At 40.3% G+C, this 22,391-nt stretch carries 21 protein-coding genes; 15 read left to right on the top strand and 6 right to left on the bottom strand.

Annotated features, from left to right (window positions below; all coding sequences use genetic code 11):
* The gene (locus LXL81_RS16995) at nt 1–1,125 is read left to right on the top strand and encodes a DUF4249 domain-containing protein (RefSeq protein ID WP_234647998.1); all 1,125 of its coding nucleotides are present in this window, start codon (nt 1–3) and stop codon (nt 1,123–1,125) included.
* A gap of 102 nt (nt 1,126–1,227) precedes the next feature.
* A complete protein-coding gene (locus LXL81_RS16990; protein ID WP_234647997.1) occupies nt 1,228–3,555 on the top strand; it encodes a hypothetical protein in 2,328 nt (775 codons plus the stop codon).
* 133 nt (nt 3,556–3,688) lie between these two features.
* Here the strand turns inward: LXL81_RS16990 and LXL81_RS16985 are convergent, their stop codons facing one another.
* Nucleotides 3,689–4,150, bottom strand: coding sequence for an Lrp/AsnC family transcriptional regulator (locus LXL81_RS16985; protein ID WP_137342239.1), 462 nt, complete (start codon nt 4,148–4,150; stop codon nt 3,689–3,691).
* A 170-nt stretch (nt 4,151–4,320) separates the two neighbouring features.
* Between LXL81_RS16985 and LXL81_RS16980 the strand changes: the two genes are divergently transcribed.
* On the top strand, nt 4,321–5,274 hold the full coding sequence (locus LXL81_RS16980; protein ID WP_234647996.1) for an NAD-dependent epimerase/dehydratase family protein: 954 nt from the start codon (nt 4,321–4,323) through the stop codon (nt 5,272–5,274).
* Between the two features lie 36 nt (nt 5,275–5,310).
* Nucleotides 5,311–6,501 carry a glycine C-acetyltransferase gene (gene kbl / locus LXL81_RS16975; RefSeq protein WP_234647995.1) on the top strand — a complete coding sequence of 397 codons (1,191 nt, stop codon included), beginning with the start codon at nt 5,311–5,313 and terminating at the stop codon, nt 6,499–6,501.
* A 69-nt stretch (nt 6,502–6,570) separates the two neighbouring features.
* Here the strand turns inward: kbl and LXL81_RS16970 are convergent, their stop codons facing one another.
* Nucleotides 6,571–7,383: a transglutaminase family protein gene (locus LXL81_RS16970; protein WP_234647994.1), complete on the bottom strand. Its 813-nt coding sequence runs from the start codon at nt 7,381–7,383 to the stop codon at nt 6,571–6,573.
* A 408-nt stretch (nt 7,384–7,791) separates the two neighbouring features.
* Between LXL81_RS16970 and LXL81_RS16965 the strand changes: the two genes are divergently transcribed.
* The 7 genes from LXL81_RS16965 to LXL81_RS16935 all read left to right on the top strand — a co-directional run bounded on the left by LXL81_RS16965 (nt 7,792) and on the right by LXL81_RS16935 (nt 13,224).
* On the top strand, nt 7,792–8,325 hold the full coding sequence (locus LXL81_RS16965; RefSeq protein WP_234647993.1) for a YceI family protein: 534 nt from the start codon (nt 7,792–7,794) through the stop codon (nt 8,323–8,325).
* A gap of 20 nt (nt 8,326–8,345) precedes the next feature.
* On the top strand, nt 8,346–8,531 hold the full coding sequence (locus LXL81_RS16960; RefSeq protein ID WP_234647992.1) for a hypothetical protein: 186 nt from the start codon (nt 8,346–8,348) through the stop codon (nt 8,529–8,531).
* Between the two features lie 68 nt (nt 8,532–8,599).
* Nucleotides 8,600–9,220 (top strand): TetR/AcrR family transcriptional regulator, encoded by a 621-nt coding sequence (locus LXL81_RS16955; protein WP_234647991.1) that lies wholly within the window; start codon nt 8,600–8,602, stop codon nt 9,218–9,220.
* A 176-nt stretch (nt 9,221–9,396) separates the two neighbouring features.
* On the top strand, nt 9,397–9,975 hold the full coding sequence (locus LXL81_RS16950; protein WP_234647990.1) for an NAD(P)H-dependent oxidoreductase: 579 nt from the start codon (nt 9,397–9,399) through the stop codon (nt 9,973–9,975).
* A 115-nt stretch (nt 9,976–10,090) separates the two neighbouring features.
* Nucleotides 10,091–11,446 (top strand): neutral/alkaline non-lysosomal ceramidase N-terminal domain-containing protein, encoded by a 1,356-nt coding sequence (locus tag LXL81_RS16945; RefSeq protein WP_234647989.1) that lies wholly within the window; start codon nt 10,091–10,093, stop codon nt 11,444–11,446.
* Nucleotides 11,447–11,547: 101 nt separating this feature from the next.
* Nucleotides 11,548–12,630: a Gfo/Idh/MocA family protein gene (locus LXL81_RS16940; RefSeq protein WP_234647988.1), complete on the top strand. Its 1,083-nt coding sequence runs from the start codon at nt 11,548–11,550 to the stop codon at nt 12,628–12,630.
* 96 nt (nt 12,631–12,726) lie between these two features.
* Nucleotides 12,727–13,224 carry an acyl-CoA thioesterase gene (locus LXL81_RS16935; RefSeq protein ID WP_234648345.1) on the top strand — a complete coding sequence of 166 codons (498 nt, stop codon included), beginning with the start codon at nt 12,727–12,729 and terminating at the stop codon, nt 13,222–13,224.
* Nucleotides 13,225–13,277: 53 nt separating this feature from the next.
* Here LXL81_RS16935 and LXL81_RS16930 read toward each other — a convergent pair whose 3' ends face one another.
* A complete protein-coding gene (locus tag LXL81_RS16930) occupies nt 13,278–14,831 on the bottom strand; it encodes a helicase HerA-like domain-containing protein (RefSeq protein WP_234647987.1) in 1,554 nt (517 codons plus the stop codon).
* Between the two features lie 222 nt (nt 14,832–15,053).
* On the opposite strand from LXL81_RS16930, the gene LXL81_RS16925 reads away from it, so the two are divergent.
* From LXL81_RS16925 to LXL81_RS16910, 4 genes are all read left to right on the top strand, one after another.
* On the top strand, nt 15,054–16,070 hold the full coding sequence (locus LXL81_RS16925; RefSeq protein WP_234647986.1) for an alpha-E domain-containing protein: 1,017 nt from the start codon (nt 15,054–15,056) through the stop codon (nt 16,068–16,070).
* A 69-nt stretch (nt 16,071–16,139) separates the two neighbouring features.
* On the top strand, nt 16,140–16,982 hold the full coding sequence (locus LXL81_RS16920; protein WP_234647985.1) for a transglutaminase family protein: 843 nt from the start codon (nt 16,140–16,142) through the stop codon (nt 16,980–16,982).
* A gap of 107 nt (nt 16,983–17,089) precedes the next feature.
* Nucleotides 17,090–18,496, top strand: coding sequence for a phosphoglucosamine mutase (glmM, locus tag LXL81_RS16915; RefSeq protein ID WP_234647984.1), 1,407 nt, complete (start codon nt 17,090–17,092; stop codon nt 18,494–18,496).
* Entirely contained in the window at nt 18,496–19,644 is a 1,149-nt protein-coding gene (locus LXL81_RS16910) for a cysteine desulfurase family protein (RefSeq protein WP_234647983.1), read from the top strand. Before glmM ends, LXL81_RS16910 begins: the two co-directional genes overlap by 1 nt.
* A gap of 155 nt (nt 19,645–19,799) precedes the next feature.
* Here the strand turns inward: LXL81_RS16910 and hemH are convergent, their stop codons facing one another.
* The 3 genes from hemH to LXL81_RS16895 form a co-directional block, all read right to left on the bottom strand.
* A complete protein-coding gene (gene hemH / locus LXL81_RS16905) occupies nt 19,800–20,861 on the bottom strand; it encodes a ferrochelatase (protein WP_234647982.1) in 1,062 nt (353 codons plus the stop codon).
* Between the two features lie 81 nt (nt 20,862–20,942).
* Complete coding sequence (locus LXL81_RS16900) at nt 20,943–21,896, bottom strand: N-acetylornithine carbamoyltransferase (protein ID WP_234647981.1); 954 nt, start codon at nt 21,894–21,896, stop codon at nt 20,943–20,945.
* A gap of 55 nt (nt 21,897–21,951) precedes the next feature.
* Nucleotides 21,952–22,344, bottom strand: a complete 393-nt coding sequence (locus LXL81_RS16895) for a GxxExxY protein (protein ID WP_409013918.1) — start codon at nt 22,342–22,344, stop codon at nt 21,952–21,954.
* Nucleotides 22,345–22,391 lie beyond the last annotated feature (47 nt).

Here is a 22,391-nt window from a genome sequence, read left to right as displayed (position 1 = left end):
ATGAACAGGACAAAAAAGTACTGCTTATTGACAACCGGCCTCATTGCATCACTTTTTGTGTTGTATAGTTGCGTGGAGCCATTTTCTCCTCCGGAGATTAATTCGGATGAGCAATATTTAGTGATCGACGGGTTTTTAAATGTAGGTGCTGACAGCAGCCGGATTGACCTGAGCCATACCCAAAATGCAAGTGCAAACGAGGCGGTACTGAACGAAACAGGGGCAACGATTACAGCTGAGGATGATAAGGGTACAACTTTTTCATTTAGTGAAAAGGGAAATGGAACTTACTTATTACCACCACAAAATTTCAGTAAATTATCAAAATATCGGCTGCGTGTTAAAACGAAAGGCGGAAAGGAATATCTTTCTGATTTTGTTGAAGTAAAAAGTACCCCGCCGATTGATAGCATAGGTTATAAATTTGATAACCGTCAACCTGCTGGTGTCATGTATGTAAATACGCATGATCCAAATAATCAGACGCGTTTTTACAGATGGAAATTTGAGGAAACCTGGGAATACAGAACCGCTTATTACTCAGGCCTGGAAGTGCTTAACAACCAGCTTATAGGAAGGAGAGACAATATTAATGTTTGTTGGCGAACCATCAAATCAGGAAATATCCTTTTAGGTTCCACCATCAAATTGTCTGAGGATATTATTAAAGATCTTCCGCTCACCACAGTTTTGGTATCAACCAACAAGCTTTACTTTGGTTACAGTCTTTTAGTCAAGCAATATGGACTGACGCAGGATGCATTTGAGTACTGGACGAGCCTGGCAAAAACCACGGAAGGTACCGGAAGTTTATTTGATCCGCTTCCTTCCCAGGTTACCGGCAATTTTAAAAGTACTACCAATGCCAAGGAGTTGGTTTTTGGCTATTTCAGTGCTGCCGTAGAGCAATCGAAAAGAATATTTATCCGGCCTTATTTAGGATCTTATCCGTCTTGCCCGATGCCTGATTCATTGTCAATTGCTGATGCTCTGAAATCATCTCCGCAGCAGATCCTGCTAAACACGGTGGGTGCAAAGATGGATTCTGTACTATATAGTAGTGGATTCTGTGCCGACTGCCGGGTGCAGGGAGGTACCACAACGAAGCCTTCTTTCTGGCCATAATATTTACCATAACGATATCAAAAAGTGAATTACAAACGATTCATATGGTTATTCCTCAGCTTGTTTTGTTTTCCTTTTTTGGGAAACGGACAGGACAATAATTTGTCTGAGGTAGAAAAGAAATTTCAGTCATATAGTCAAAAGGCGATACAGGAAAAGTTGTATTTACACCTGGATCGCAGTTTTTACGTGGTGGGAGAAACCATGTGGTTTAAAGCATATGACGTAAATGCGGCATCAAATCAATTCATGGATTTGAGTAAAATTGCTTATGTGGAAGTAATGGACAGGGAGCAGAATGCAGTCATTCAAACCAAATTTTCCTTATTGGGTGGTAAGGGAAATGGTTCCCTGGTTATTCCGTCTTCCATTGCCAGTGGAAATTATAAGATCAGATGTTATACCAACTGGATGAAAAATTTCAGTTCGGAATATTTCTTTGAAACGACAATCTCCATTGTTAATCCATTTGTCAAATTTGACCCAAATCCGGACGAAAAGCAGGAGCTTACTTATGATATCCAGTTTTTTCCGGAAGGGGGACAATTGGTCAAAAACATTGAAAGTAAGATCGGGTTCCGCGCCGTGGCGAGTGATGGAAAGGGTATTAATTTTAATGGTGTATTAGTCAATCAGGATAATGACACTTTGGTAAGGTTTTCACCAAGGAAATTCGGAATTGGCAGTTTTATGTTCAAACCTGTTGCCGGAAATGAATACCGGATTTTGGTTAAAGATTCCAAAGGAAAAAGCAGTACCTACAAACTTCCGGAAGTTCAGGAACAGGGTTACGTTTTGCAGGTGAAAGATTCTACGGATAAGCTGGTTAAGGTATTGGTTAGCACCCATGCTGAAAGATTAGAGAACAGTATCAGTCTATTTGTCCACACCCGCCAGGCAAACAATTATGCCGAAACAAAACCGCTGAATGCCGGTAAAGCTGTTTTTGTTTTGGAAAAAAATAAAATGGGAGACGGTATCAGCCAGATCACTGTTTTTAATATACTGGGCAAACCTGTTTCCGAAAGGTTATATTTTAAACGTCCTGCAAAGGATTTTGTACTGGATGGTAAAGTAAGCAAGCAGGAATACAACACACGTGACAAGGTAATTATGGATCTGAGTTCGAGCTCGGATGCCGGAATAGCGGAAATTTCAAATCTTTCTGTATCCGTATTTTTATCTGACTCTATACAAAGTGATGATCAGGAAGGTATTGGTAGTTACTTGAATCTGTCTTCGGATTTAAAAGGAAATATTGAATCTCCTGAATATTACGCACAACGAAACAGCAAAGAAGTAGATGCAGATCTCGATAATCTGATGATTACCCAGGGCTGGCGCCGTTTTAAATGGGATGACGTTTTTTCGAAAACTCCGGTAACTTTTGCTAATCTTCCTGAATTTGACGGCCATTTTATTTATGGTAAAGTTTTTAACACCATATCAAATGAGCCGGTCAGAGGTATTGGTACTTACCTGGCCGCCCCTGATTTTCCTGCCAGATTATATTATGCAATGAGTGATGCGTCCGGCACAATCAGATTTGAGGTAAAAGAGTTTTTCGGACCAAAAGAAATAACTATTCAGACGAACCTTCGTCTGGATAGTACGTACCGTATTGAAATGGCAAATCCCTTTTCAAAACAACCTTTGAAAGCCGGTCTGAAATCCTTCCTTTTTGATAAAAAACTGGAAAACCAGCTGCTAACACGTACGGTCAATATGCAGACCGGCAATTCATTTTTGCCAAAAATATACAAGGAAAATAAATACGTGTTTGCTGACTCCATCGCTTTTTTCGGGACTCCTGACGAAAAGTATTTTCTGGATGATTTCACACGTTTCCCAACCATGGAAGAAGTGATGCGGGAATATGTGCGCGGAGTAATGGTGAGGCGGCGCCAGAAAGAATTTCATTTTAGAATGGTTGATAAATTCTTTCCTCAAATACTTTTCAACACCGATCCTCTGATCCTACTGGATGGTATTCCGGTCTTCAATACGGATAAAATTATGGCTTTTGATCCATTAAAAGTTAAAAAGATTGAATTAATGAATGCACATTACTATCTTGGCTGGGGAGATTTCACTGGTATCGTAAGTTTGTCGACATACCGGGGTGATCTGGCCGGATTTGAAATGGATCCACGCGTGTTGGTTTTACCATATGAGGGAGCTCAGATAATCAGGGAATTTTATTCGCCGAAATATGATTCTCAGGTTAAATTGCAGAGCCGTATCCCTGATTTCCGGAATCTTTTACATTGGGCACCGGATGTTGATACCGATTCACAAGGCAAGGCACAGTTAAGTTTTTACACCTCGGACCAGCCGGGACATTATCGTGTAATCGTCCAGGGAATTACAAAAAGTGGTTTAGCTGGAAGCAAAACATTTTCATTTGAAGTAGCACGAAGAAGCTTATAGATCTTACAGCGTCGTCCACCCAAATCCAGTGCAAAACCCGAAAGCCAATTTTTTCGGGTTTTTTTATTTTCAAACTAAAAAATAAAACTCCCGAACCTCCGCGTCAAACCGCTTCTTTATTCTGCGTTTCAAATCAAATATAAAATTCCGAAGTATGCTTGATCTCCTTTAAAACAAACGTACTGTTAAGCACGCCGATGTTATCAATTTTGGACAATTTATATTTGACAAAATCGTGGTACTCATCCAGACTTCTCACATTGATCTTCAAAAGAAAATCAACCTGACCAGCCATATGATAACATTCCTGAACCTCATCCAGATTCTGGATTTCCTGTTCAAATTTTTCAATAAAGGCCTCATTATGATAACGCATGGAAACCTGGCAGATCGTGGTGATAGGTCTGTTGATCAGTTTTTTATCAAGTATGGCAACGTATTGTTTAATGAAACCAAGGTTTTCCAGGCGCCGTATCCGCTCGTAAATCGGCGAAATCGTCAGGTTAAGAATATTGGCAATTTCCTTGGTCGTTTTCTTCGCATCCTTCTGTAAAATGCGTAAGATTTTGGTATCGATCTTATCGATGTCTTCCATAATGGCACAATTTTTCCTGCTTTTAGAATAGAGTATACCTGCAATAAGTAAAATTTTCTTCGATTTAATACCCTTGCAGTAATTTTTATTGAAATGGGTTTAAATTAATTAAAATATTGTCTTAAAATGCAAAATTGCAAGTGATTTATACTTTATAAATGTCTTGTAAAATGAAATCTGAAAGAATTTTAGTGATCGGAGCAAATGGCCAGATTGGATCTGTCCTTGTGGAATATCTGCGTGGTATGTATGGTGAAAACCAGGTTATTGCATCAGACCTGAAAGTTAATTCAGAGCGACAGGATTATTTTGAAGTATTGGATGCAACAGATGGCAAAACTTTGGATAAAATTGTGAAACGCCACGGCATCACACAGATTTATCATTTGGCCGCAATTTTATCTGCAAAAGGAGAACAGGATCCGTTGAATACCTGGCAGATTAATATGCAGACGTATTTTAACGTACTTGAAGTTGCGAGAGAAAACGGCGTTAGGAAAATATTCTATCCAAGTTCCATAGCTGTTTTTGGAGCGCACGTAGATGGTTTGGCCGATCAGTTTTCTTATCTGGATCCGTCGACGGTTTATGGAATCAGCAAAGCGGCTGGTGAAAACTGGTCGAACTATTATTTCAATCGTTACGGTATGGATATTCGTTCGCTGCGATATCCGGGAATCATCAGTTATCAGTCGATGCCGGGCGGAGGCACAACGGATTATGCCGTTGATATCTATCACAAAGCTGTAAAAGGTGAGCATTTTGATTGTTTTCTAAAAGAAGATACAACGCTGCCCATGATTTACATGAGTGATGCAATGGATGCAACCGTTCGTTTAATGGAAGCTCCTGCTGAAAAAATCACCGTTCGAACTGGTTATAATCTTGCAGGAATGAGCTTTTCGCCCAAAGAAATATATGAGAGTATCCGTAAAATCATTTTTGATTTTGAAATAAGTTATACACCGGATTACCGTCAGGTCATTGCCGAATCCTGGCCTAAGCAAATTGATGATGCCAAGGCCAGAGCCGACTGGGGATGGCGCCCGGCTTATTCGCTTGATAAAATGACAGAGGAGATGATTATTGAACTGAGAAAAAAGTATGAGATAGTAAGAAGTTAAAATCTTCTTTATTGATTCATTTAAAAATATAAAACTATGTACGGAGATATCAAAGAACAACTGCAAGGCGAACTGGAAGGCATCAGAGAAGCCGGACTTTACAAAACCGAGCGTATAATTACCACGCCGCAGGCAGCCAGAATTGCCACGGATAATGGCAAGGAAGTACTGAATTTTTGTGCCAATAATTATCTTGGACTTTCCTCACATCCGGATGTAATTGAAGCAGGCATTGACGCCATCAAAACACATGGTTTTGGTATGTCTTCGGTTCGTTTTATTTGCGGAACCCAGGATATCCATAAGGAACTTGAACGGAAAACAGCTGAGTTTTTAGGGACGGAAGATTGTATTTTATATGCAGCTGCTTTCGACGCGAACGGTGGTGTTTTCGAACCATTGCTGGGTGAACAGGATGCAATTATTTCTGATGAATTGAATCATGCTTCTTTGATCGATGGTATCCGTTTGTGTAAGGCAAAACGTTTCCGTTACAAACATAATAACCTGGAAGATCTGGAACAGCAGCTGAAAGATGCACAGGGTAGTCGCCGGATTTTGATTGTTACGGATGGCGTTTTTTCCATGGACGGAACCATTGCGCAGCTTGATAAAATCTGCGATCTGGCTGAACAATATGGAGCCATGGTGATGATTGATGAATGTCACGCATCCGGATTTATTGGAAAAACGGGCCGAGGAACACATGAATTCAGAAATGTAATGGGACGGATTGATATCATTACCGGAACTTATGGAAAAGCATTAGGTGGCGCGTCAGGTGGTTTTACTGCTGCAAAAAAAGAAATTGTTGAAATTCTTCGTCAGCGTTCCCGTCCATATTTGTTTTCAAACACATTGGCTCCGTCCATTGTTGGCGCTTCAATAAAAGTTTTGGATTTACTAAGCAAATCCACCGCACTGCGTGATAAGCTTGAAAACAGCTCGAAATATTTCCGCGAAGAAATGACCAAGGCTGGTTTTGACATTTTGCCTGGCGAACATCCGATTGTCCCGATTATGCTCTATGATGCAAAACTGGCGCAACAGTTTGCTGCAAAATTGTTGGATGAAGGAATTTATGTGATCGGATTTTTTTATCCCGTTGTACCACAAGGAAAAGCACGTATTCGTGTACAAATTTCTGCCGGACATCAGCAGGAGCATCTTGAAAAAGCAGTAGCCGCATTTACGAAAGTGGGTAAGGAACTAGGTGTTATCAGCTAGAATAATTTCGATATAAAAAATCCGGCTACTGTAAGGTATCCGGATTTTTGTTTTACAGGGAAGCTGGAATTAATTATTGTGATCCGGTTCCTGTTCAAGAAGTTCTACTTCTACAAGTAAAGATTGTAAAACTGCATTTCCATATTGTGTTACCATAGCCACATCCGCGGCATCTCGGCCATGGGCAATTTCAATCCTGTAACCTTCTGTTTTTTCCTGCACGGCGTCGAACGGATACCATTCATTACCAATATAAACCTCGAACCATGCGTGCAGATCAATGTCCTTTAGTTTGTCGAGATAACCCACAGTCATCCGCGTCGGAATACAGAGATTTCTGCAAAGGGCAATGGCTAAATGTGTAAAATCCCTGCAAACGCCGTAACGGTATCTGGCCAGATCTACCGCAGTAGTACTGGCATCGGTGACCCCATATTGATACGTAATATTGTTGTGTATCCAGCTTCGGATCGCCTCAACCTGCTCATAACCTGGCGGCAGATTACCTGCGATTTCCAGTGCGAGCATATTAATTTCGTATAAGTCCGACTGACAATACCGGCTTGGCAAAATGTAAAGCATGACCTCATCGGGCAAATCACTCACCAGCATGAATTTTGGTAACGGATCCGGAGTGACTTTTGTGGCGTTGATCTGTGCCTCCACTTCTGAGGTTATAGTCACTTTTCCGACGGGTAATATTGCCCGCTGACATAAATTGCCGTATATATCGGTAAATTCTGAAAACGGAATGGTTGGTTCAATAAGAAAACCTTCGCTGATAATGGATTGGCTTTCTTCACGTCTTGGGCGCAGCATTGTGGTAATTGTTGTGGGCGCATAAACATCGTAAGTGAATATGCTGCGTCCCTTCATTCTCATGTAAAATCCGTTTAAGTAAAGTATGTAAAGATAGAAAGCATTATTGATGGAAATGAGGTGTGAGGTGCATTTTTAAAACTTTCTTAATGCCGGAATCCGGTCAATTGTGACATCTTGCAAGTTGCAGAGATATTATAACCGGGAAGTGCAATTTTTTTCAGGTTTGTACGATCAGTCTAAGTGAGACTGAATTTCTGTTTGATCAGTAGAACTTAAAAAATAGAGTATTAGATAAATATTAAAATCTTTTGATGGATGATCTAATTTTATTTAATTACTGTTTTTCAAAGTAAGAAGATAGATATATAGCAAAAATTTAAATTTGGGCTATATTTCCTTGAAGTAATTAAACCGGTTTTCTGATGTAGAATCTCCTCCGGTATTTTCAAAATAAAAGATAGAATTCCTATGGCAGTTACAAAATGGATAGTAGACCCGGTACATTCTGATGTGCAATTTAAAATTAAACATTTGGTAATCTCTACGATTACAGGCTCTTTCAAGAATTTTGAAGGTGGTGCGACATCTGATCAGAATGACTTTGAAAATGCGGAAATTCACTTTTCGCTGGATGTGGATAGTATTGATACCAATCAAAATATGCGTGATGAGCATTTGAAATCCGCAGATTTTTTTGATGCGGAGCAATTCCCGCACATCACTTTTCAGTCAAATTATTTTCATAAAGTCAAAGGTGATCATTACAAGCTTTCAGGTTTGTTAACCTTGAAAGGTATTACCAAACCTATTGAACTTGATGCTGAATATGGTGGAACAGAACGTGACGCCAATGGGAATATCAGGTTAGGTTTTGAAGTAGAAGGAAGGATAAGCCGTCAGGAATTTGGATTGAATTATATGCAGCTCACGGAAACCGGTGGTCTTTTAATCGGTGAAGATGTAAAGCTGATCGCCAATATACAGTTGATGAAGCAGAATTAAGAAATCTGCATCTTTTGAAAATGCCTTTTCACTTATGTGGATGGGCATTTTTTGTTTTCCGTTTTTCCATGGGTTGGAACCCACGGTTATCTTATCGTTCATGCCTGGTCGTATTTTACGGAAATAGTGCCATCGGCACGTACGATATGGTAGCCGCGGAATTTATTGCGCAGTTTGCCATCGGTACGGCCAATGTTAAAAATTAATAATTTCCGCATAAAATTATTTTCACTAAACACTGTTTATTATATTTGCATTGTAAATAATCATAAAGATGGGAATTGTAGAACGGAAAGAAAGGGAACGCGAAGAAATGAGGGAATTGATTTTGGAAGCAGCCCGGAAATTATTCCTAGCCCAGGGATTTGATAAAACGAGTATCAGAAACATCGCAGAAGCAATTGAATATAGTCCGGCGACGATTTACCTGTACTATAAAGACAAAAACGAATTGCTTTATTCTCTTCATGAGGCAGGTTTTCAGAAGATGATGAAAGATTTTTCAATCGTGGAAGCTATCAAAGATCCGTTTGAAAAGCTTATAACGTTGGGGAATCAGTACCTGAAATTTGCAATTGATAATCCTGAATTGTACGACCTGATGTTTATCATGGACGCGCCAATGGAAACATTATCCTGTCGTGAAGAAGCCTGGGATGAGGGTGCCAGATCCTTTGAGTTTTTGAAAATAACGATAGCGGAATGTATAGAGGCTGGTCATTTTAAAAATACAACTGATATTGAAAATGCTTCCCTAACCATATGGAGTTTTATGCATGGCTTGTTATCGCTTCATTTAAGAAAACGGATGGCCTTTTTTGAAGATGACCGCGAAATGGAACGGATTCAGAATGCATTCAAATTATTTATTGAAATGATCAAGTGCACTTATTGATCTTTTCAATAAGCAATAATTAATTTCAGTTGGGGTACTTCACCGTTTAGTTTCATACCGGTTGTCAATTAAAACGATTTAAGTTTTAAAATTTTGAATTGAAAAGGCACAAAAAAATTTGTTCTAATACTAAACACTGTTCATTTAATATCAATCATTTATCAAAAAAAGTAAATATGAAAAAGATACTGATAATCAACGGACATCCGGATCTGGAAAGTTTTGCAGCCGGATTGGCCAAAGCTTATAAAAACGGTGCAATAGAAGCAGGGGCGGAGGTTGAAGAGTTAGTTCTGGCTAACCTTAATTTCAATCCCATCCTTCAATTTGGATATCGGAAGCGCGTAGAACTTGAACCTGATCTGATAAATGCACAGCAAAAAATACTTTGGGCCGAACATATCGTTTGGGTATATCCGGTATGGTGGGGTAGTTTACCGGCGTTGTTAAAAGGATTTCTTGACAGGACTTTTTTGCCTGGCTTTGCTTTTAAATATCGTGAAAACTCAGTTTGGTGGGACAAGCTTCTTGCCGGAAGAAGCGCGCATATCATCAGCACGCTTGATCAGCCAACTTTGTATTATTGGCTTGTCAACGGACGTCCCACTTATCATATGATGAAAAAAATGACGCTGGAATTTTCAGGCTTCAAGCCAGTAAGGACGACAACTTTTGGTTCGATCCGGAATTCTACCGCTGAGCAAAGAACGAAGTGGCTTAGGAAAGTTGAAAATCTGGGTAGAGCATTAAAATGAGTTAACGAGGGAAATTCAAATCTCTTTTTAACTTAATCAAACAGTAATATTTACAATCCTAAATTCACAATTCCTTCCCTATCTTTACCCTCCTAAAAACAATCCCGCCCAATTCATGAAATTCCTTAAAATTCTTCTCTATATCATCGGTTCAATATTTTTTATTTTGCTGATCATGGTTGCAACAATGGTAACCACCATTGACCGGACTCCTTACAAGGAAATGTCTTATTACAAACAATGGAAAGAGAATATTTCTAAAATCAGTGGACAGACTGCCACAGATACAACTTCTGCCGCATTAAGCGCGGGTTGGGCGAAAGTGAATATTACACCTGCAACGCCCGGACCCATGGCAGGTTATGGCAAACGAAGAGGAAAACATTACGAAGCAGTGCATGATTCGATTTATGTACGCACAGTTATTATTGAAAACGGATCAACAAAAGCGGCTATCATCACCGCCGATATGCTGATTGTTCCACCCAATATCACGGCTCGCGTAAAAGAACTTTTACCTGCAACCGGATTTACCTTTGACCAGATTTATTTTGGCGCAATCCACAGTCACAACAGTCTGGGGGGCTGGTATAACACCATCACCGGAAAACTTTTTGCGGGGCCTTATGATGCGGCTGTTATGGAAACGGTGTCGCAGGCTATTATTAAATCGATCAACGACGCTAAGAAAAACATACAGCCAGCAACCATTGGTTTTGGAGAAGTAAAAGATACAACTGATATCAAAAACCGCCTCGTAGGCAAGGAGGGAATTGTTGATCCCTGGGTCAGGAATATTGAGATTACAGGTGCTAACGGACAAAAAGCGATGATCAGTTCTTATGCCGCCCATTCTACAATTTTGAATGCAAGCACCATGGAGTTATCACGCGACTGGGCTGGCGCGCTGGTAGATGATCTGGAAAGCAGGGAGGCGAACTTTGCTGTATATATGGCCGGAGCAGTGGGCAGTATGGCGCCGATAGAAAAAGGCAAAGATGATTTTGACGAGGTAAAAAACCAGGCCGGTAACGTCGAAAAATCGATTCAGACTATTATTGGTAAATTTGAAAAACAACCATCCGTTCTCAGATCGGTTACGGTTGCTTTGCCTTTAAGAGACCCAAGGCCTAAAATTATGCCGAATCTGGCACTGCGCAGCTGGGTTTTTCGCTGGGCTTTTGGCGATGTACCTTCTTATATGAAAGCCCTGCGTATCGGAAATATTTTGATGGTCGGCACGCCTTGTGATTTTTCAGGGGAATTGATGCCGGAATTAACTGCCTATGCTGCGAAAAAAGGACTGCATTTAATGGTAACCAGTTTCAATGGCGGGTATGTTGGGTATATTACCAATGATAAATACTTTGATAGAGACTTGTACGAAACTAAAACCATGAGCTGGTTTGGTCCATACAATGGTGCATATTTTCAGGAGGCAATAAAGGATTTGATCGACAAAATGTCTTAGGTAGCTTTTGGCTTTTAGCGATTAGGGCGTCCAATCGAAATTCTTTGCCGGGATATGTATTTTTCTATTTCACTAATCTCTAATGGCTAACACCTAAATCCATGAAGTATTTATTATCAATTTTGCTGGTTGCAATGATTGCAACGGCAGGTTTTTCACAATCTCCCATGCGTCTTGCTGTGGCCGGATTGAGTCATGGTCATGTTGGCTGGGCATTTAATCGTACAGATAAAAAAGACGCGGTTTTGGTCGGTGTATATGAGCCAAATCAGGAATTGGTTGATCGGTTTGTTGAAAGATATAAACTGGACAAAAAGCTATTTTACAGTGATTTGAACAAAATGCTTGACGAAACAAAACCGGAGGCCGTTTCTGCCTTTGGTCCGATTAATGAGCATATCGTTATTGTAAGAGCCTGCGCGCCAAGAAAAATAAATGTTATGGTTGAAAAACCGTTAGCGACAACTTTTGCCGATGCAAAGGAAATCCAAAGTCTTGCATTGAAAAATAATATCCAGGTTTTGACAAATTACGAAACATCCTGGTATGCCAGTAATCAATATGTACATAATCTTTACGAGCAGGGAAAGTTAGGTGAAATCCGGAAAGTAATGGTTAATGACGGCCACCAGGGACCGAAAGAAATTGGCGTAGGAAAAGAGTTTTTCGAAATTCTGACTGATCCTGTCAAAAACGGAGCGGGTGCTTTAACGGATTTTGGTTGTTATGGAGCAAATCTGATGACCTGGCTGATGAAAGGTGAACGGCCGATTTCGGTAACTGCTGTTGCGCATCAGAACAAACCGGATATTTATAAAAATGTGGATGACGAAGCCTCAATAGTTTTGCAATATCCAAAAGCGCAATGTGTCATTCAGGCTTCCTGGAACTGGACTTTTGCACGTAAAGACATGGAAGTTTACGGAACCAAAGGTTATGCAATAGCCGTTGACCCTACAACAATTCGCGAACGTTTGCAGGAGAAGGCACCGGAAGAAAAAAAGAAAATCGATCCGAGACCAGCGCCTTACACCGATCCGTTTTCAGTATTATCTGACGTCGTGCAAGGTCGTTTGAAGCTGGATAAAAATGATTTGTACGGATTGCCTGTCAATGTAACGGTTGTTGAAATCCTCGAAGCGGCCCGGAAATCGGCTAAATCTGGAAAAACTGTTACCTTGTAAAGCTATTCATTTAAAAACAGATTACCTGTGCAACAAACCGAACCTTCCCTCGATCCAAAACCCGTCAGATTTTCGCAAACTACATTAACAGAATTGATGATTCCTTCCTATGCCAATTTTGGCGGAAAAATACATGGAGGAATTTTATTATCATTGATAGACAAGGTAGCTTACGCCTGTGCTTCGCGCCATGCGGGTACATATTGTGTGACTGTTTCTGTGGACGGGGTTGACTTTTTAAAACCGGTGGAAGTCGGGGATCTGGTTTCCTTAATGGCATCGGTTAATTATGTGGGAAGAACTTCGCTGGTTATAGGTATCCGGGTGATTGCAGAAAATGTCAGAAATGGAATTCAGCGGCATACCAATACTTCTTACGTAACCATGGTGGCAAAAGGTGAAGATGATTTGCCCTCAGTAGTTCCACCCTTGTTGCTGGAAAGTGAAGAAGATGGAAGAAGATTTTTGGAAGCGATGACACGCCGACAGTTGCGGGAAGAGTTCCGCCATGCTTTTAATAGTGAGAAAGGCAGAATTGATGTAGCTGAAAATCTGGATAAGCTGGTAGAACAGCGTTGTGTGATCGGCTGGTGAAAATACTAATCCGATTACCTGAATTAAAACAATCAGGTAATCGGATACTTAGTCTAAAAACCAAAAAGGCCGCCTTTTTTAGTCCTTGTTGTTGATTTTCCAAAAAGCATTCCAAATACACCACGAACCACCTCTCTGCCAATTTGTTTTGCCAGAGGTGATGCCAGGGCTTCTTCAAACATCCCTTTTTCCTGCTTGCCTCCGCCTTTCGCAATCGTAGCTTCTTCTTTTACCTGTGCTTCCTGTTTTGTTTGTTCTTCAATCCGTTTCGTTAATATTTCATAAGCACTTTCGGGATCGATAGGATCTTTATATTTCAAATATACATCCGACTGGCGCACGTGATTTTCATAATCCGATTGCGTCATGGGGCCCATCACTGATGTTGGCGGAAGTAAATGTGTAGCCGCAACTTCTGTTGGAATACCTTTGTCATTTAAAACCGTAATCAGTGCCTGGCCTATACCCAGCGTTGTCAGGATCTGATCAATGGAATAAAATTCAGAGCGCGGGTATGTTTTAACAGTTTGTTTAAGGGCATCAGCATCCTGAGGAGTGAAAGCACGAAGCACGTGCTGAACCCGATTTCCCAACTGTGACAAAACTGATACAGGAATGTCCTGAGCCAATTGTGTACAGAAGAAAATACCCACACCCTTTGACCGTATCAAACGCACAACCTGTTCAATCTGGTCAAGAAATGCTTTTGGCGCATCTTTGAAAAGTAAATGCGCTTCATCTAAAAAGAAGACCAGTTTTGGTTTGTCCAGATCGCCAGCTTCCGGTAAAGTCTGATATAATTCCGCCAGCAAGCTCAACATAAATGTTGAAAATAGTGCCGGTTTATCCTGGACATCAGAAATATTCAAAAGGCTGATTACACCTTGTCCGTCCACTTTATTGATCAGATCTGAAATATCGAAAGATTTTTCTCCGAAAATGGTTCCTACACCCTGTTGTTCCAACGCAACGATTTTACGAAGTATTGTCCCTGCTGTCGAAGATGAAATCGAGCCATAATCCGATTTGATTTCAGCTGCTCCCGGGCCTTCAGAAAGATAACTAAGTACCTTTTTTAAATCGTTCAGATCAATCATCGGCAATTTTTTATCATCCGCATATTTGAAAAGAATCGCCAGTACACCTGATTGTGTATCATTCAGTTCAAATATTTTTGACAGTAAAATCGGGCCGAATTCCAGGATTGTTGCACGCATCTGCGCACCTTTATTTCCGCTTAATGAATAGAGTTCAACGGGATAGCCTTTTGCTTCGAAAGGTGTGCCCAATATTTTAGAACGTTCTTCTATTGCCGCATTCGAAGTTCCAGGCTGTGCAATACCTGATAAGTCACCTTTGATGTCCGACATGAAAACGGGTACACCGGCAGCGGAAAGCTGTTCGGCCAGTACCTGAAGTGTGCGTGTTTTTCCTGAGCCGGTTGCTCCGGCCACCAATCCGTGGCGGTTCATCATGCGAAGAGGCAAATTAACTTTTGCCTCTGTGATAATATCCCCGTCAAGAATAGCTGACCCCAGATGAATCGTTGGTTTATCGGTTTGATAAGATTTCTGGATGGCCGCTATGAATAGATCTCTTTTTGACACTTGTGTATAGAGTTATTGTTAATAATGGTCTAATTTACTAAAATTATATATTTTGTAATGATTTCACGCTTTATCAGTAGTATTCCGGGCGAAATAATACTCTTCAAAGATCTTATATTATTTTTCGTAGTAGTTTGTTTTTGCGAAATATTATTAGGTATTTTGGTCTTATCACTATGACATTATTCTGAAATAATTTATTAAATACAATTCTTGCCGCTTATGCTTAGTCGAGTTGCTAATTCAATCTATTGGATGAATCGTTATATGGAACGGGTTGAAAATTACGCCCGTTTTGTTGGAGTGAATTTTAATCTTGCACTTGACCTGCCGCCTGATGTGGATGAACAATGGGAGCCGCTTCTTATTGCCACAGCTGATCATTTTCTTTTCCACAAATATTATGACAAACCAACGAAGGAGGACGTGATCCACTTTATGACGTTTGACAAGCGCAATCCAAATTCCATCGTCAGCTGTTTGTATGAAGCAAGGGAAAATGCCCGTACGATACGTGAAACCATTTCGAAAGAAATGTGGGAAAGTATCAACGCATTTTATCTGACCATCCGCGGAACTTCTCCTGATGATTTCCGGAATATGGATCATATGCAGTCATTTTTTACAGATATACGTAAAAACTGTCAGCTTTTTCATGGTGTGGTAGACGCATCCATTACACGTAATGAGGCGTGGCATTTTGGTCGCTTAGGCCGTCATATTGAGCGTGCGGATAAATGTTCGAGATTTTTGGATGTTAAGTATTTTACACTTTTACAGGATACCGGAACATCGGGTTCAACATTGGATCTCATGATGTGGACTGCGGTTTTGAAATCTGTAAGTGCTTATAATATGTACCGCCAGACGCATCGTGCTTTAACACCGATGAACATTGTGGCATTTTTGATTCTGGATAAATTATTCCCTCGTTCCATTGCTTATTCAGTTCGTCAGGCTGAACTTTCGCTGTATGCAATTGCGGGTTCAATTCCTGAGCGGGGCCATACCAATGCTGCGGAAAGAGCATTAAGCAAAATGCGCAGCGAACTTGAATTTACGGATGTGGAAGATGTATTCAAAATAGGCCTTCATAAATATCTGGATCGTTTTCAGACAAATAATAACGAAGTCGACAGCGCAATCTTCGATCTGTATTTTGGACTTGAATCGGAAAAATCCCAGACTCAGTCGATGGGACAAACTTCCGGACATATCCGCAGCCAATGGATGAACTGAACCAAACAGAGTCTTACAAGGGTTAATATTAATAAACAGCATCAATTTTTGCTAAACCCGGGAAATGTTATGAATCTGAAAGTTCGTCATTCACTTGACTATAGTTATGATTTCCCTGTTGAGCTGGATATGCATACTTTATATCTGTATCCCAAAGCTTATCCTCACCAGCGGGTACTTAAGTATTCGCTGGTGATAGATCCGGCACCTTCAAATATTGTTAAAAATGTAGATGCAGAAGGAAATGTGGAACAGGTTGTTCATTTTTTCAATGGCAAGGTAACAGGTTTAAAAGTATTTGCGGAAATGACCGTTTGTTCAGATCCTGTGAATGTTTTTGATTTTGTACTTTTCCCATTTATCACAAAAAATATTCCTTTTTTGTATGATAACAGGATATACAAATATCTTATTCCTTATCTGAGCCGGAATGAAGCAACCACCTACGTTGAGCAGTTTGCAAGAAAAATAGCAGCCGAAGTAAACTGGGAAACCGTTCCATTTCTGGTTGAACTAAGTAAATACATCTCAGAAAACTTTTCTTATCAAAACAGAGAGTTTGGCGTGGCTTATCCTCCGGATGATACTTTGCGGGATAAAACCGGATCCTGCAGGGATTATTCAAGGTTATTCATAGCAGCTTGCAGAAGTCTGGGTATCGCAGCACGATTTGTTAGCGGATATTTATATGGAAATCCAATGCAGGCCCATGAGCTCCATGCGTGGGTAGAAGTTTATTTGCCTGGTGCTGGCTGGCGTGGATTCGATCCGACAGAGGGAAAGGTCATTGCAAATAATCACATCAGTTTGGGCGCATCCGCAGACTTTGATCAGTTGGCGCCTGTTATGGGATTTTTCCGGGGCTCGGCTCAGTCGTCCCTGGTTACGCATGTAGACATCGAGCAGGTTTAATTCATATTGGCCAATTACTCATTTATAGTATTGTTTTATCAAATAATCCGATAGACCGCGGGAAATTTGTTATTTTTGTATCGTAACAAACAGAGGAAAACCAGATCGTGACGTTAATCAAATCTATATCAGGAATCAGAGGGATAATAGGAGGTAAATCCGGAGAGGCACTGACTCCAATTGATGTTGTTAAATTTGCTGCGGCTTATGGCACTTGGTTGAGGCGGACAAATACACAGAATTTAAAGGTAGTGATAGGGCGGGATGCCAGACTTTCCGGTGAAATGGTAAGTCGTTTGGTAGCTGGTACTTTACAAGGTGTTGGTCTTCATGTGATTGACCTTGGATTGTCCACAACGCCTACCGTAGAAATTGCGGTAACAATGGAAGGAGCTGCCGGAGGGATAATCCTCACTGCCAGCCATAACCCAATTCAATGGAATGCACTGAAATTGCTGAACCATGAAGGAGAATTTATTTCCGAAGAAGAAGGTGCCGAAATTTTGAGAATTGCAGATCAGGAAGATTTTCTTTTTCCGGATGTAAAAAAACTTGGGAGTTATAAATCGGACGATACTTATCTTCAAAAACATATTGATCACGTACTTTCTTTATCTCTTGTAGATGTTGAAGCGATCAAAGCTGCCAATTTCAAAATAGTCGTTGACGCTGTGAATTCAACAGGAGGGATAGTGGTTCCTATGTTGCTTGAAGCATTAGGTGTTGAAACAAAAAATATTAAAAAGTTACACTGCGAGCCAACAGGTAATTTTGCACATAACCCGGAACCACTTCCTGAACATTTGCGGGATATCAGTAAAGAATTAAAGGATGGTTCGTTCAACCTTGGTATCGTCGTTGATCCTGATGTTGACCGTCTTGCTCTGATGTGTGAGGATGGATCACCGTTTGGTGAAGAGTATACTTTGGTTGCAGTTGCTGATTATGTTCTTAAAAATACACCAGGAAATACAGTTTCAAACTTATCTTCTACGGCGGCTTTAAAAGATGTAACGTTAAAAGCAGGGGGCGAATATTTTGCTTCTGCTGTTGGCGAGGTGAACGTTGTGACGACAATGAAGGCAAATAATGCAATCATTGGAGGTGAAGGAAATGGCGGCGTTATATATCCTGAAAGTCATTATGGCCGTGATGCTCTGGTAGGAATTGGTTTATTTCTGACGCATCTGGCCAAATTTGGAAAGACGGCTTCGGTACTCCGGAAGTCTTATCCGAGTTATTATATTTCAAAAAATAAAATTGAATTGACGCCGGATATTAATGTTGATAATATTCTAAGCCGTATTCAGACAAAATATTCCAAACAGCCATTGAGTACCATTGATGGAGTAAGAATTGAATTTAACCGGGAATGGGTTCATTTGCGTAAATCAAATACAGAACCGATTATCAGGATTTATTCAGAATCTGAAACATTGACGACTGCTGTTAATCTGGCAAATAAAATCATTTCTGATATCAAGGAAATAATTTCAGAACCGAAAAACAAATAATGAAAGCCTATTTTGATAACGCTGCAACGACCCGCCTGGATCAGGAAGTTTTGGAAACTATGCTGCCTCTGATGACAGAGACTTATGGTAATCCTTCTTCAATCCATTCTTATGGACGTGCAGTTCGTTCCGCGGTGGAAAGAGCGAGGAAAAGTGTTGCAGGCATATTAAATGCAGCGCCTGCCGAAATCTTTTTTACGTCCGGCGGAACAGAAGCAGACAACACAGCCATTCGTTCAAGCATCGAAACTTTTGGCCTGAAACATGCCATTACTTCGAAAATTGAACATCATGCCGTGCTTCACACCTTGGAGCATTTGGCAAAATCCGGACAGATTGAATTAAGTTTTGTCAATCTGAATGAAAAAGGCGAAGTGGATCTGGCACATCTGGAAACACTTTTACAAACAAATTCCCGCTCACTTGTTTCTTTAATGCATGGAAATAATGAGATTGGAAATTTACTTGATCTTGATGCTGTTGGTGATTTGTGCAAACATTATGATGCGATATTTCATAGTGATACGGTACAAACCATGGGTCATTATAAACATGACTTGCAGCAACTGAAAACCAATTTTATCGTTGGTTCGGCGCATAAATTTCATGGTCCAAAAGGTATCGGATTTCTATATGTGAAACCGGGAACAAAGATTTTCCCATTCGTTCACGGTGGTGCACAGGAGCGTAACATGCGTGGCGGAACTGAAAATGTTTATGGAATTGTAGGTTTGGCAAAAGCACTTGAAATAGCTTACCGGGATATGGATCAGCATCGCGCGCATATCGAAAGTCTTAAAACAAGAATGATTTACAAACTTCGTGAAAATATTGAAGGTGTATCATTCAACGGAAAATCGTCGTCACTTGATGAAAGTTTATATACTGTTTTAAGTGTCAGTTTGCCTCCTTCAGGATTAAACGATATGCTACTTTTCAACATGGATATTGCCGGTGTAGCAGTTTCGGGCGGAAGTGCCTGTGCAAGCGGAACAGATGTTGGATCCCACGTTTTAACCGAAATTCAAATTAATCCGGATAGAGCAAATGTTCGTTTCTCTTTTGGGAAATATAACACGGCAGAAGAAGTTGACTTCGCAGTAGATACCTTAGCTGAACTTTACCGAAAAGAATCGGTTATGCTGTAAAAGCTGATAAAATATTTAAGTCTATAAACAAAAAGAAGTCAACCCCAAAGTTGACTTCTTTTTGTTTATAATTTATTTGAAATATTTATCCAACAAATCAAGCCACGACAACCCCTGACAACAAATGACAATTTCTTGACAACCTATGACCAGAATTAAGCCTTCCGAACCATATCCTCCAATGCCTCAATCCAGATATCACTATCGTTCAGACTTTCCACCAATTGCCAGTGTTCGCCACCTTCTTTTTCAAAGATTTCTTTATATTCTTCACCTACTTCGATGGTTGTTTCCAAACAGTCAGCAACAAATGCAGGAGAAAATGCTAATACACTTTTCACACCTTTTTTTGCCAGTTCGGGAATCAGCTCATCCGTGTAAGGTTTAATCCATGGCGTTTTTCCAAGTCGGGATTGGAAAGCAACTGTATATTTTCCTTCCGGAATTCCCATACCTTTTACAAAAAGTCGGGTTGTTTCGTAGCATTGCGCACGATAACAATGCTGGTTTTTTTCGTTTAACGTATCACAGCAAGTACCAAACTGGCAATAATTAGCGACATCGCCTTTTGTAATTTGTCTTTCGGGGATACCGTGATAACTAAAAACAAAATGGTCATACTCGCGCTGAGCCATGTATTTTTTGCCAAGGTTAACAAAACCTTCAACAAATTTTGGATGGTCCAGAAAACGATTGATAAATTTAATTTCTGGTAAAACTTCCCAGTCTTTCACAACTTCCATTACTTTCTTATAAACAGAACCTGTGGAAGCTGAGGCATACTGAGGGAAAAATGGAACGACAATAATTTCAGAAAGACATAGTTTTCTAAGCTCGTTCAAACCATTTTCAATACTTGGACTTTGATAGCGCATGGCCAGTTTCACGACGAAGTCATCACCCAAAACTTTCTGTAATTTTTTCTCAACAGACACACCGTAGATTTTTAACGGCGATCCTTCCGGCGTCCAGAGCTCACGATAAATTTTGGCAGATTTTGGTGCACGGAAAGGTGCTATGATCAAATTAATCAGCAACCAGCGATTTAGATAGGGTATATCGATAACGCGTTCATCCATTAAAAATTCACGCAGATATTTTCTTACGTCGGGAACGGAAGGACTATCCGGAGTGCCCAGGTTTACAATCAAAACGCCTGTTTTTCCAACAGGTTTTTCTTTTAATAAAGATGGAGTTGTCAGCGTTTCGGTATTCATTATTATATATTTTACAGCGGGATTCGTTATTAAATTATATAACTATACCCGGCGTCTACAAAGTTCAGGGAATGAAAAGTTTTATGCGTTCAGACCTAATAAAATTTCTTTCAAAACAGCCTGCGCCGACCATTCTCTATTTGCGGCCTGTTCAATTACAAGTGAACGCGGACCGTCGAGTACTTCATCAGCTACTTTCATGTTACGTCTCAGTGGAAGGCAATGCATGAATTTTCCATTGTCCGTCAAAGCCATTTTAGCCTCTGTGATCATCCACGAAGGGTCTTGGGTTAAAACCTGACCATAATGAGTATAGGACGACCAGTTCTTTCCATAAACAAAATCGGCTCCTTCAAGGGCTTTGTCCTGGTCATAGATCACTTGTCCTTTACCAACAAATTTCGGGTCAAGATCATATCCTTCCGGATGTGTGATCACCAATTCTACATTCATCGGATTCATCCATTCGCAGAAGGAATTTGCTACGGCCTGAGGTAGTGCTTTAAAATGGGGTAACCAGGTTAAAACTACTTTCGGGCGTTCTTTAATTTTGAATTCTTCAATCGTGATGCAGTCTGCGAGAGATTGTAGCGGATGGCGAGTCGCAGATTCCAAATTTACGATCGGAACCTCGGCGTATTTTTTGAATTGTTGAAAAACCGTTTCAGCATAATCCTTATCACGATCTTCGAGCTCAGCAAAGGACCGGATTGCGATGATGTTGCAGTAGCGACCCATAATTGCCGCTGCTTCTTTGACGTGTTCTGCTTTGGTCCCATTCATAATGACACCTTCTTCCATTTCAAGTCCCCAGCTATCCTGCCCAACGTTCATGACAATGACGTTCAAGCCTAAATTCGTCGCTGCTTTTTGGGTACTGATACGGGTACGTAAGCTCGAATTGAAGAACATCAAACCAATGGTCTTGTGCTTGCCAAGTGTTTCGTCAGCAAAGGGATTACGTTTCGTTTCAATCCCACTGTTGATAAGGTGATTCAGATCTGAGACGTCGGCAAAGGAAAGGAAATGTTTCATTAATGTTGTATTTAACCGCAATGGACGCAATGGTTTTCGCAATGGACGCAATAAATTATAATCCGTTTGCCAATCTTTTGACACCGTTTTTTATTAATGCGACATTGAAATTAATCAATAGTCCGAGTTTGCAATTTGTTAGTTTTAGATAAGTTAATAATTGAGCAACGTGCACATCGTTCAATGCTTCAACAGCTTTTATTTCAACGATTACACAATTCTCCACCAATAAATCTATTCTATATCCGACTTCAAGCCTGATATCTTCATATACAAGAGGAAGTGCTTTTTGCTTTTCAACTAAAAGCCCCTCTTTTTTAATTTCATAATATAGACATTCCTCATAAGCAGATTCCAGTAAACCCGGTCCCAAAGTCTTATGCACTTTCAGAGCACAAAAATAGATTTGTTTTGCAATTCTATTCTCAAAAATATCCATTGCGTCCATTGCGGTTAGGAAAATGATTATAGAGCGCAAAAAATAGATTTATTTCG

Source organism: Dyadobacter sp. CY356 (assembly GCF_021440195.1).
In the GTDB taxonomy this organism is placed as follows: domain Bacteria; phylum Bacteroidota; class Bacteroidia; order Cytophagales; family Spirosomataceae; genus Dyadobacter.
Note: the sequence above shows the minus strand (reverse complement) of the source record. Positions and strands in the feature narration are given on the sequence as shown.

Excerpts from the sequence above, each read along its gene's own strand:
- LXL81_RS16995 (WP_234647998.1), top strand. The coding sequence starts at position 1 with ATGAACAGGACAAAAAAGTACTGCTTATTGACAACCGGCCTCATTGCA.
- LXL81_RS16985 (WP_137342239.1), bottom strand. The coding sequence starts at position 4,150 with ATGGAAGACATCGATAAGATCGATACCAAAATCTTACGCATTTTACAG.
- LXL81_RS16980 (WP_234647996.1), top strand. The coding sequence starts at position 4,321 with ATGAAATCTGAAAGAATTTTAGTGATCGGAGCAAATGGCCAGATTGGA.
- kbl (WP_234647995.1), top strand. The coding sequence starts at position 5,311 with ATGTACGGAGATATCAAAGAACAACTGCAAGGCGAACTGGAAGGCATC.
- LXL81_RS16970 (WP_234647994.1), bottom strand. The coding sequence starts at position 7,383 with ATGAGAATGAAGGGACGCAGCATATTCACTTACGATGTTTATGCGCCC.
- LXL81_RS16965 (WP_234647993.1), top strand. The coding sequence starts at position 7,792 with ATGGCAGTTACAAAATGGATAGTAGACCCGGTACATTCTGATGTGCAA.
- LXL81_RS16960 (WP_234647992.1), top strand. The coding sequence starts at position 8,346 with ATGCCTTTTCACTTATGTGGATGGGCATTTTTTGTTTTCCGTTTTTCC.
- LXL81_RS16955 (WP_234647991.1), top strand. The coding sequence starts at position 8,600 with ATGGGAATTGTAGAACGGAAAGAAAGGGAACGCGAAGAAATGAGGGAA.
- LXL81_RS16950 (WP_234647990.1), top strand. The coding sequence starts at position 9,397 with ATGAAAAAGATACTGATAATCAACGGACATCCGGATCTGGAAAGTTTT.
- LXL81_RS16945 (WP_234647989.1), top strand. The coding sequence starts at position 10,091 with ATGAAATTCCTTAAAATTCTTCTCTATATCATCGGTTCAATATTTTTT.
- LXL81_RS16940 (WP_234647988.1), top strand. The coding sequence starts at position 11,548 with ATGAAGTATTTATTATCAATTTTGCTGGTTGCAATGATTGCAACGGCA.
- LXL81_RS16935 (WP_234648345.1), top strand. The coding sequence starts at position 12,727 with ATGATTCCTTCCTATGCCAATTTTGGCGGAAAAATACATGGAGGAATT.
- LXL81_RS16925 (WP_234647986.1), top strand. The coding sequence starts at position 15,054 with ATGCTTAGTCGAGTTGCTAATTCAATCTATTGGATGAATCGTTATATG.
- LXL81_RS16920 (WP_234647985.1), top strand. The coding sequence starts at position 16,140 with ATGAATCTGAAAGTTCGTCATTCACTTGACTATAGTTATGATTTCCCT.
- LXL81_RS16910 (WP_234647983.1), top strand. The coding sequence starts at position 18,496 with ATGAAAGCCTATTTTGATAACGCTGCAACGACCCGCCTGGATCAGGAA.
- hemH (WP_234647982.1), bottom strand. The coding sequence starts at position 20,861 with ATGAATACCGAAACGCTGACAACTCCATCTTTATTAAAAGAAAAACCT.
- LXL81_RS16900 (WP_234647981.1), bottom strand. The coding sequence starts at position 21,896 with ATGAAACATTTCCTTTCCTTTGCCGACGTCTCAGATCTGAATCACCTT.
- LXL81_RS16895 (WP_409013918.1), bottom strand. The coding sequence starts at position 22,344 with ATGGACGCAATGGATATTTTTGAGAATAGAATTGCAAAACAAATCTAT.